At 68.9% G+C, this 10,082-nt stretch carries 6 protein-coding genes; 5 read left to right on the forward strand and 1 reads right to left on the reverse strand.

What is annotated here, in order from left to right:
• Window positions 1–247: 247 nt before the first annotated feature.
• The 3 genes from FJV41_RS44840 (at window position 248) to FJV41_RS44850 (ending at window position 6,407) form a co-directional block, all read left to right on the forward strand.
• The gene (locus tag FJV41_RS44840) at window positions 248–2,377 is read left to right on the forward strand and encodes a M13 family metallopeptidase (protein WP_141648778.1); all 2,130 of its coding nucleotides are present in this window, start codon (window positions 248–250) and stop codon (window positions 2,375–2,377) included.
• A 145-nt stretch (window positions 2,378–2,522) separates the two neighbouring features.
• Window positions 2,523–2,744 carry a hypothetical protein gene (locus FJV41_RS44845; protein ID WP_141648779.1) on the forward strand — a complete coding sequence of 74 codons (222 nt, stop codon included), beginning with the start codon at window positions 2,523–2,525 and terminating at the stop codon, window positions 2,742–2,744.
• Between the two features lie 222 nt (window positions 2,745–2,966).
• Complete coding sequence (locus FJV41_RS44850; protein WP_141648780.1) at window positions 2,967–6,407, forward strand: HYR domain-containing protein; 3,441 nt, start codon at window positions 2,967–2,969, stop codon at window positions 6,405–6,407.
• A gap of 227 nt (window positions 6,408–6,634) precedes the next feature.
• On the opposite strand, the gene FJV41_RS44855 is transcribed toward FJV41_RS44850, so the two are convergent.
• On the reverse strand, window positions 6,635–8,269 hold the full coding sequence (locus tag FJV41_RS44855) for a fumarate hydratase (RefSeq protein ID WP_141648781.1): 1,635 nt from the start codon (window positions 8,267–8,269) through the stop codon (window positions 6,635–6,637).
• A 210-nt stretch (window positions 8,270–8,479) separates the two neighbouring features.
• Here FJV41_RS44855 and FJV41_RS44860 point away from each other — a divergent pair, with 210 nt between their 5' ends.
• Both FJV41_RS44860 and FJV41_RS44865 read left to right on the forward strand, forming a co-directional pair.
• Entirely contained in the window at window positions 8,480–9,823 is a 1,344-nt protein-coding gene (locus FJV41_RS44860; protein WP_246137812.1) for an OmpA family protein, read from the forward strand.
• Window positions 9,824–9,888: 65 nt separating this feature from the next.
• Window positions 9,889–10,082: hypothetical protein (locus FJV41_RS44865; RefSeq protein ID WP_220137953.1), on the forward strand; the 194-nt coding region annotated here is incomplete at its 3' end.

Consider the following 10,082-nt stretch of genomic DNA (forward strand, 5'->3'; position numbering starts at 1 on the left):
CCCGCCACCTCGGTGCCCGCGCCCGTCATGGGCCAGCGCTGAGCGCCTGAGGCGGAGTGGGCGCTCGCGGCCTCGCCTCCTGAACGGGGGCGGGGCCGGAAACGGCTGTTTCCACGAAATTGCAGCCAGGGCGGGGGACTCCCTGAGGAATAGGGCGGGCGCGCGGGTGTTTTTCCTGCCTGCCCGGATGGACGACGACCACTCGGGTCCGGCAGCATCCCCCGTCCCTTTTTCCTCTCGGAACCTCATGAGCCCCAAGAAGTCCATTGCCCACCGAGCCTGGGCGACCAGTGCCCTCGGAACCCTGTTGCTGACCGGCTGCGCCAGCGCGCCGCAGCCCGCGCCCACCGAGGCAACTCCGCCTCCCGCCGCCTCCGCGTCCACGCCCGCGCCCGTCGCGGAGGCCGTGTCGGAGGAGGCGGTTCGCGCGCTCGGCGTCGAGCTGAAGAACCTGGACCGCGGCATCCGTCCCCAGGATGACTTCTACCGGTTCGTCAACGGGACCTGGCTGAAGAACACGCCCATCCCCGCGGACCGCGCCCGCTATGGCTCGTTCATCGAGCTGGCGGACAAGTCCGAGCTGGCCCTGCGCGCCATCATCGAGGAGTCCGCCACCGCGAAGGAGCGCGCGCCGGGCTCCACCGCGCAGAAGGTGGGCGACCTGTACAACAGCTTCATGGACACCGAGCGCATCGAGTCGCTCGGCGTGAAGCCGATTGCCCAGGAGCTCGCGCGGGTGAAGGGCCTGAAGGACAAGGCGCAGCTGCCGGAGCTGTTCGCGGAGCTCCAGCGCAGCGGCATCCAGACGCCCTTCGCCTTCTTCGTGGGCCAGGACCAGAAGCAGGCCACGCGCTACATCGCGTACGTCAGCCAGAGCGGCCTGGGCCTGCCGGACCGGGACTACTATTCCAAGCAGGAGCCGCGCTTCATCGAGATTCGCGCCGCCTACGTGGCGTACATCGAGAAGCTCTTCACCCTGGCCGGTGAGAAGGACGCGAAGAAGGCGGCCGAGGCCATCCTCGCGCTCGAGACGACGCTGGCCGACAAGAGCTGGGACCGGGTGAAGAGCCGGGACCGCGAGGCCACCTACAACCTCAAGAGCGTCAAGGAGGCGGAGGCACTCACCCCCGGCTTCTCGTGGACGCGCTTCTTCAAGGCCGCGGGTGCCCAGGCGACGCCCGCCGTCATCGTCCGCCAGCCGACGTACTTCGAGGCCCTGTCGGGACTCGTCAAGACGACGCCGCTGCCCGTGCTCAAGCAGTACCTGACGTTCAAGGTGCTGGCCGGCCGCGCGCCGATGCTGTCGAGCCCCTTCGAGCAGGCCTCGTTCGAGTTCTACGGCAAGACGCTGCAGGGCCTTCAGGAGAACCGTCCGCGCTGGAAGCGCGGCGTGTCGGCGGTGGAGGACTCGCTGGGCGAGGCCGTGGGCCAGCTCTACGTGGAGCGCCACTTCAGCCCCGCGTCGAAGCAGCGCATGGTGGAGCTGGTCAACAACCTGCGTGAGGCCTTCCGTCAGGGCATCGACGGGCTGGACTGGATGAGCGCCGAGACGAAGGCGCAGGCCCAGGCGAAGCTGTCCAAGTTCAACGTGAAGATCGGCTACCCGGACAAGTGGCGGGACTACTCGCGCCTGGAGATCGTCGCGGGCGACCTGCTGGGCAACGTCCGTCGCGGTGAGGCATTCGACTTCCAGCGGATGGTGGACAAGCTGGGCAAGCCCATCGACCGCGAGGAGTGGGGCATGCCTCCGCAGATGGTGAATGCCTACTACAGCTCCACGATGAACGAGATTGTCTTCCCGGCCGCCATCCTTCAGCCGCCGTTCTTCAACCCGGACGCGGACGACGCGACGAACTACGGCGCCATCGGCGCGGTGATTGGCCACGAAATCAGCCACGGCTTCGATGACCAGGGCAGCCGCTCGGATGGCGACGGCAACCTGCGCAACTGGTGGACGGAGAAGGACCAGGCCGGCTTCAAGCAGCGCACGTCCGTGCTGGTGGCCCAGTACGCTGGCTTCAGCCCGCTGGAGTCGATGAACGTCAACGGCGAGCTGACCCTGGGCGAGAACATCGGCGACCTGAGCGGCCTCGCGGTCGCCTACAAGGCGTACAACATGTCCCTCCAGGGCAAGGCGGCGCCGTCCATCGCCGGCTTCACCGGCCCCCAGCGCTTCTTCCTCGGCTGGGCGCAGGTCTGGCGTGGCCTGTACCGCGACGACGCCATGCGGCAGATGCTGCTCACCGACACCCACTCGCCGCCGCAGTACCGCGTCAACGGCGTGGTGCGGAACATGGCCGAGTTCTACGAGGCGTTCGGCGTGAAGGAAGGCGACGCCGGCTGGCTCGCCCCCGAGAAGCGCGTGAAGATCTGGTAGCTCCCTGACGCTCCCACCGTCCGACGTGGGCGGTGGGACAGGGTGGGGCGCTTGCTCGGCCCCACCCTGAAGGGCCCCATGAGGCCGCCTGGACAGGGCCTTTGGGATGTTTACGCTGGGGCACCCCGTCACCGAGGTCCCTCGCGTGAGCTCCCTGTTGCTTCGACTGGTCTGTGGTCTGTTGTTCTCCGCGCTGGTGTTGGGGGCTGTCGTTCATCCTCCCGACAACCTCACGCAAGGACTGGGGATGATGCTCCCCGCGAGCATGCTGCTGGGCGTGGCCCTCAAGGGCCCCCGTCGCGGCATCATCCCGAAGAAGAAGGTCCCCGTGGCCGTGCCGGTGGAAGAAGCGCCGCCGCGCGCGTGAGGGCTCCCCGCGTCACGCCTCTTTCGCAAGGGTTTTCCGCAACGGTCCCTTGAGGGCTCGTCCTGGGACGAGGTTCTCGGGACGCAGGGGCGTAATCGGTGGGCCTCGTCTCGTGGCGGGAATGAGCCACCAGGGGAGGGCGGGTGTCGTCTAACGGGGCAAGCGAGGTGCATCTGCGCGCGCCCGCATCCCTGGACGCACCACACCCCTGAAGGTACACCCATGATTGTCAGCAGTCTGTTGACGCTCTGTCTTCTGGCGGCGCCGCCGCGATTGATCGCGGACCTCAACCCCGAACCACGAACGAACGCCACGAATGCGCGCGTGCTCGCCATGTCGGGCGACACCGTCTTCTTCGCGTTGAGCACGCAGGCGGGCAACGAGCTGTGGGCCGCGAACACGGCCGAAGGCCGATCCTGGTTGGTCAAGGACATCCATCCCGGACTGAGCTCATCGACCCCCGATTTCGTCGCCATGCTGGGAGGCAAGCTCCTCTTCCGAGCGGATGACGGCGTTCACGGCGAGGAACTCTGGACGACCGATGGAACGCCCGCGGGCACCCAGCTCTTGTTGGACATCCGGCCCGGTGGCGCGAGCCCGGAGCTTCGTGGCGCGTATGTCTGGGGCACGTCGCTCTACTTCATGGCGAATGATGGTGTGCACGGCATCGAGCCTTGGATGACCGACGGCACTCCGGAGGGGACCCGCCTCATCGCGGATACGACCCCCGGCGCGCAGGGACTCTCCGACAGAGCCATTGGCCTCGTCGAGTTCGATGGCGCGCTCTACCTCGGTTCGTACAACGAGCTGTGGAGGACGGATGGGACCGCCGCCGGAACCTGGCGCGTCTACGCGGTCGACCAGTCCTCGCAGCCCCGCGTGGTCCGACCGTTCGTCACCGTGGGGAAGCTCTGGTTCTCCTCGGGGTACTCCGCGAACCCGGTCAGCGATCGCTACGTGACGGATGGCACCACCGCGGGCACCCGGTTCGTCACGACCTCGTCCGGGGGGCCGAACCTGGTGGTGGGTGGACGGACGCTGTTCAGCACCTCGTCGGGAAGCAATGGCACCTTCACCCTCTCGTTGAAGGCGTCGAATGGCACCTCCGGTGGCACCCAGGTGATTGCCTCCATCTTGTCCTCGAGCACGTCCACGTGGATTCACGCCGTGAACCCGAGCGGGACGCTGGGGTCCTTCGTGGTCCCCGTCGGCACGGGCTCCGCGCTCTGGCGCACCGACGGCACCTCGGCGGGAACGCGCTCGGCGCAGTCGCTTGTGCGGATGGGAGGGGTGGTGGGTTGGCTGGGAGGGGAGTTTGTCTATGTCGCCGCCGACTCGACGGGTCCCGCGCTGTTCGCCTGGAATGGCACGGCGGCGCCTCGCGTGGTGCGGCGCTTCGCCGAGCTTCCCACGAACATCCTGAGCGCCCAGGTCGGAGGGCTGTTCTACTTCACCGCGAGCGACGGACTGACGGGTCAGGAACTCTGGGTCTCGGACGGCACGGAGCAGGGGACGGTGATGGTGGCCGACCTCAGCCCGGGCGCGGACGGCACGGTGCTCGCCGCCCTCCATCCCGGCGCGGGACAGTTGCTGTTCACTGGCACGCCGCAAGGGGGAGCCGTCTCGCTGTGGCGGACGGATGGGTCCGTCGCGGGCACGTCACGCGTGTCCACTGGGAGTCCGGACGCGGTCGTGTCGTCGTCCACGGCGATGGTGGCGTTCACCGAGGAGGAGGGCGAGGCCTTATTCCGTGTCTTTCCCGAGGGGGCGCCGGAGCGGCCCGTGACGAGGGTCTGGACCGTGCCCAACAGGAGCTCGGCTCCCGGGAGCTGGACCCTGAATGGGGATGGGACGTCCGTGTACTTCAGCGCGAGCCCGACCGATCAGCATATCGAGCTGCTGCGCACCGATGGCACGAGTCCGGGCACGCACGTTCTGCTCAGCGTGTTCTCGGTCAGCACCCCGGAGTTCTACAAGCTCGAGCAGATGGGCGACACGCTCGTCTTCCACGACAGGTACACCTTGTATGCCAACCGAGGTGTGCGCAACCAAACGGTGTACCTCACCAATGCCACCAGCATCGCCCGGTTGGGCTCCAAGGTCATCGTGGGCCGAAGCAAGAGCCCTTCGGGTCATGAGCTGGCGGTGAGCGACGGAACGGTGAACGGGACGTCCGCGCTGCAGACCCTGAGTAGCTCCCCGTCCGACTTCGTCACCTCCGGAGCGCGGGTCTATTTCCGCCAGTACAGCTCCACCGCGAGCGCCTATCACCTGTACCGCACGGATGGGACGCTCAACGCGGGAGGGGTGGCGCGGATGGCGACGTTCACCGCCAGCCGCCCGGTCGCCTATGGCAACAAGGTGGCGTTCATCGCCGACACCACCTCGCTCGCCGCGAGCGACGGGACGGCCGCGGGGACGACGCTGGTGTCGGGGACGGAGAACACGTCGCCGAACGACCTTCACGGCGTGGGGCCGTGGCTGTTCTTCACCGCCCGGGATGCCACGAATGGGCGTGAGGTGTGGGTGCTCGATGAGGCCGGGGCTCGCCGGTTGGGTGACTTCGAGCCCGGGGCCGCGGACACGCGGCTGCTGGCCGCCACGCGGCAGTCCGGAGGGGCGGTCCTGCTCATCCAGACGGGGGCGGGCCGCGAGCTGGTGAGGACGAACGGCACTCCCGAGGGCACCACGCGACTGGGCGCCGTCCATGGCACGACGTGGCTGACGACCCTCGAGGACACGGTGTTCCTGGACTGTGATCCGGATGGGCTCGTGGGGCTGGAGCTGTGCTCGCTGCCCGCAGGCGCGACCGCGCCCCTCCTGGTCGCCGACTTCTCACCGGGCCTGATGCCCTCGTCGCCGTCCGCGCCCGTGTACGTCGCGGGCTCTCTGCTCGTCGCTGCGAGCCATCCCGACGTCGGCCGCGAGCCGTTCGCGGTGGATGTGGATGTCACGCCGCCGGTCATCAAGCCGACAGTGACGGGGACTCTCGGGAAGAACGGCTTCTATGTGAGTGATGTCACCCTCACCTGGTCCGTCACGGACACGGACACCCCCGTGAGCAATACGAGCGGCTGTGACAGCGTGGTCTTGACGGTGGACACGCTGGGGCAGGTGTTCACCTGCTCCGCCACCTCCGAGGGCGGCACGGCCGTCGAGCGCGTGACACTCCCGCGCGACACCTCGCCCCCCGTGGTGACGTGTCCGGGGCAGGTGCAGGGCACGGAGGCAACGCCCGTCGAGTTCTCCGTGACGGCCACCGACGCGGTGGACCCGGCTCCCGTGGTGGTCACCACCCCGCCTTCGGGCGCGGTCTTCCCGACAGGCTTCACCGTTGTCGAGGCCTCGGCGACGGACCGCGCCGGTCACCGCTCCTTCTGCCAGTTCTCGGTGCTCGTCTCCGAGCAGCCTGCTCCTGATGCCGGTCCCAACGACGCTGGGCCCGTGGACGGCGGTGGCCTCGTGGACGGCGGTCCGGGCGACGGCGGCTCGGGTGGGTCGGCTGATGCCGGGCGAGACGCAGGCGGAACGGTGGACGCAGGCGTCACGCCGACGCCACCCGCCGTCGAGTCCTCCTCCTGTGGCTGCGGAGGTGGTGGCGGGCAGCTCCTCTTCGGGCTCACGCTCCTGCTGCTCCCCGCGCTCTCCCGGCGGCGGCGCTGAACTCCCTCCGATGAGAGGTCCCGCGCGTGGCGGTGTGAGTCACGCGCGGGGGAGGGAACTCGCCGGCTCGTTCCGCCACTCCATCTCGATATCCGCGCGCTCGTAGCCCGTCTCGCACGACACTTCGCCTTCCAGGCGCGTCGTCACGAAGCCGTGCTTGCGATACAGCCCGAGCGCGGGCGCGAGCGCGCCGCCGGTGTTCGCACCTCGGCCGGCATGGCGTGCCCTCAGCCCTTCTTCGCGGAGGGCTTGTTGAGGTGGGCGAAGAAGTCGTTGCCCTTGTCGTCCACCACGATGAAAGCCGGGAAGTCGACCACTTCAATCTTCCACACGGCCTCCATGCCCAGCTCCTCGTACTCCAGCACCTCCACCTTGGTGATGCAGTCCTTGGCCAGCCGGGCCGCCGGGCCGCCGATGGAGCCCAGGTAGAAGCCACCGTGCTTCTTGCACGCGTCGGTGACGGCCTGGGAACGGTTGCCCTTGGCCAGCATCACGAAGCTGCCGCCCTCCGCCTGGAACTGGTCCACGTACGCGTCCATGCGGCCGGCCGTCGTCGGACCGAAAGAGCCGGAGGCATACCCTTCCGGCGTCTTCGCCGGGCCCGCGTAGTAGACCATGCGGTCCTTCAGGTACTGCGGCATGCCCTCGCCCCGGTCCAACCGCTCCTTGAGCTTCGCGTGGGCGATGTCGCGCGCCACCACCATGGGGCCGGTGAGCGACACGCGCGTCTTGATGGGGTAGCGCGACAGCTCCGCGCGCAGCTCGCTCATCGGACGGTTGAGGTCCAGCTTCACCACCTCGCCAGCCAGGTCCGCGTCCGTCGTCTCCGGGAGGTACTTCGCCGGGTCCGCCTCCAACTGCTCCAGGAAGACACCGTCGCGCGTAATCTTGCCGAGCACCTGCCGGTCCGCCGAGCACGACACGGCGATGGCCACCGGGCACGAGGCGCCGTGGCGCGGCAGCCGGATGACGCGCACGTCGTGGCAGAAGTACTTGCCGCCGAACTGGGCGCCAATGCCCATGCGCTGCGTGAGCTTCAGCACCTCCTGCTCCAGCGCCACGTCGCGGAAGCCCCGGCCCAGCGCGTTGCCCTCGGTGGGCAGCGTGTCCAGGTAGCGCGCGGAGGCGTACTTGGCCGTCTTCAGCGCGAACTCCGCGGACGTGCCGCCCACGACGATGGCCAGGTGGTACGGAGGACACGCCGCGGTGCCCAGCGAGCGGATCTTCGCGTCGAGGAAGGCCAGGAGGCTCGTCGGGTTGAGCAGCGCCTTGGTCTCCTGGAACAGATAGCTCTTGTTGGCCGAGCCGCCGCCCTTGGCCATGAACAGGAACTTGTAGGCGTCGCCGCCCGTCGCGTAGAGCTCGATCTGCGCGGGCAGGTTGTTGCCGGTGTTGGCCTCCTTGTACATGTCCAGCGCCGCCATCTGCGAGTAGCGCAGGTTGGACGTGCGATACGTCTCGAAGACGCCGCGGGAGAGGGCCTCCTCGTCGTGGCCGTCGGTGAGGACGTGCTGGCCCTTCTTGCCCATGATGATGGCGGTGCCCGTGTCCTGGCAGGACGGCAGCACGCCACCGGCGGCGATGTTCGCGTTCTTCAGCAGCTCCAGCGCGACGAAGCGGTCATTCGCGGACGCCTCCGGGTCCTGGAGGATCTTCGAAAGCTGGCCCAGGTGGCCGGGGCGCAGGAGGTGCGCGATGTCCCGCATGGCCTCCCGGGTCAGCAGGGTGAGCGCTTCGGGGGCGACCTGGAGGAAGGTGCGTCCGCCGGCCTCGAAGGTGGAGACGTGGTCCTTCGTGAGCAATCGGTAGGGCGTCTCGTCCTTGCCCAGCGGGAGCATTTCCTGGAACTGGAAGTCGTTCATCGCGCGCGCCTCTTCGGGGGAGTCTTCGGCGCCCAGGAGTAGCGCCCTTGGCGGCGGGATGGGAGCCAAAAACGTGGACCGGGCCACACCCCAGGCCCCTGTCCGGCCGGGACCTGGAGTGAGGGGAGGGGGGCCGACGGTCGGCTGGTGGTCAGCCCGCCCGGCTGACAACTCGCGGCAGGCCCAGGTTGTGCGATGCTGTGGACCCCCGTGGCTTATTCCTCCGTACAAGCACTGTGGCTCTGCATCCTGGCCCTCGTCGGCGCCACGGCTCGCGCGGCTGAACCGTCCACCGTCGAGCAGCGGGCCCGCGAGGACCTGGACCGTCAGCTCCAGGCCCTGGTCAAGACGCCTCCTCCAGAGGTCGTCATCACCTACGAAGGGCTCCCGGGCGCGGGTACCGCGCGGGCCTACAAGCTGCTGGAGGTGGACTTCATCCTCAACGGCCAACCCCTCGCCGTACCGGGGCTGGACGTCATCTCCGGCCCGGGCATCCATCGCCTCGCGTCGCTGAAGGTGGAGGAGGGCTCCTACACGCTGGTGTCGCGCGTCACCTATACGAACAACGACGCGTGGAACCTCTTCAGCGAGGAGAGCGGCTTCCTCTGGAAGATGACGGCCTCCGTCACGTTCCAGGCGCAGAAGGGGCTGCGGATGCGGGTGAAGGTGATTCCCGGCATCAACCCCACCGCGCCCGACCCTCGGCTGAAGCTGAAGCTGTCGCACGATGTATCGGCGGAGATGACCGCGCCGCTCGCGGACGCCACGCTGGTGGAAGGCCAGGACGCGGGTGCGCCACCCATCGCCGTGGCGCAGGTGACGCCGCCTGTCACCGCGCCGCCCGTGACGGCGCCTCCTGTCACCGCGCCGCCAGTCGCGGGGACGAAGCCCCGGGAATCTCCGGAGCAGGGCCCGGTGGCGCCGGGGCGGCTGCTGCTGAAGGTGCTCGCGGGCAAGAAGCCCGTGGCCGCCACGGCGTATGTCCGGGGCAAGGGCGCGCCGCAGCAGGTCCTCCTCGACAAGAACGCGCGCAAGCCGGTGCCGGTGATGCTGCCCCCGGGTGAGTACACGGTGGATGTGCTCTCCAAGGGGTTCCTGGCCCAGACGCGTCAGGTGAAGGTGAGCCGAGACCGCGAGGCCTCGGTGGCCTTCGTGCTGGCGCCCGCGCCCGCTCAGAAGGCGAAGCAGCCGCAGGTGAAGAACGAGCGCGTGGAGCTGCCCAAGCCCCCGCGCTTCGCGGAGAAGCAGGCCGCGCCGCGCAAGGACTCCACGGAGGGCCTGGCCCTGTTGGTGGACCTGCTGGTGCGGGACGAGACGCTGAAGCTGCGCCTGGAGGGACACACGGACAACCGCGAGGCTCCGGCGACGGCGCGACAGGCGCTCTCCGAGTCGCGCGCCAAGGCCGTGGCGGACCTGCTGGTGAAGGCGGGCCTGAGCCCGACGCGCATCGACGCCTCCGGCCTGGGTGATACCCGTCCCAAGGCCCCCAACCTGATTCCGCGCGGGCGCGAGCTGAACCGCCGCGTGGACATCCTGCTGGTGAAGGGCAAGTAGCGCCCCCCGCCTCCTCGGGGCTCCTGACGTGTGCTTGGATGGGCCCCTTTTCAGGGGGAGCGTCCATGTCGTCCCAGGAGCCGGTGAAGAACGCGTATCTCGACCAGGTGCGGGAGCAGCAGCAGCGCCTGGAGGTGGACCTGCGGGCCCGCAAGCAGATGGTGGGCGGCATCGCCATGGCTGCGGCGAGCGCGTCCCGCCCGGCGTCGCCCGGAGGTGGGGGCGGTGGCGGAGGAGGAGGTCTGTCTCTTATACACAG

The organism is Myxococcus llanfairpwllgwyngyllgogerychwyrndrobwllllantysiliogogogochensis, assembly GCF_006636215.1.
Taxonomy (GTDB): Bacteria; Myxococcota; Myxococcia; order Myxococcales; family Myxococcaceae; genus Myxococcus; species Myxococcus llanfairpwllgwyngyllgogerychwyrndrobwllllantysiliogogogochensis.